This window comes from Pseudomonas sp. PA-5-4B, from assembly GCF_021606215.1.
GTDB classification, from domain to species: domain Bacteria; phylum Pseudomonadota; class Gammaproteobacteria; order Pseudomonadales; family Pseudomonadaceae; genus Aquipseudomonas; species Aquipseudomonas edaphica.
Map to the genome: position 1 here is coordinate 1 of NZ_WKDB01000145.1, position 551 is coordinate 551.

The window sequence follows — 551 nt, forward strand, 5'->3', positions numbered from 1 at the left end:
CACGGTGTGATTCATGACTGGGGTGAAGTCGTAACAAGGTAGCCGTAGGGGAACCTGCGGCTGGATCACCTCCTTAATCGACGACATCAGCTGCTCCATAAGTTCCCACACGAATTGCTTGATTCATTGAAGAAGACGATAAGAAGCAGCCCGAAATTGGGTCTGTAGCTCAGTTGGTTAGAGCGCACCCCTGATAAGGGTGAGGTCGGCAGTTCGAATCTGCCCAGACCCACCAATTTTGTGTGGGAAACGCCTGTAGAAATACGGGGCCATAGCTCAGCTGGGAGAGCGCCTGCCTTGCACGCAGGAGGTCAACGGTTCGATCCCGTTTGGCTCCACCACTACTGCTTCTACGTTAAGAAAGCTTAGAAATGAGCATTCCATCAGGTTGATGATGAATGTTGATTTCTAGTCTTTGATTAGATCGTTCTTTAAAAATTTGGGTATGTGATAGAAAGATAGACTGAACGTTACTTTCACTGGTAACGGATCAGGCTAAGGTAAAATTTGTGAGTTCTCTTAGTTGAGAAATTCGAATTTTCGGCGAATGT

2 tRNA genes and 1 rRNA gene are annotated in these 551 nt (G+C 46.8%); all 3 read left to right on the top strand.

What is annotated here, in order from left to right:
• A 16S ribosomal RNA gene (locus GIW28_RS30580) occupies positions 1 to 76 on the top strand; the annotation flags it as partial.
• A gap of 82 nt (positions 77 to 158) precedes the next feature.
• A tRNA-Ile gene (locus tag GIW28_RS30585) sits at positions 159 to 235 on the top strand.
• 30 nt (positions 236 to 265) lie between these two features.
• Positions 266 to 341: transfer RNA gene (locus tag GIW28_RS30590), tRNA-Ala, on the top strand.
• Positions 342 to 551 lie beyond the last annotated feature (210 nt).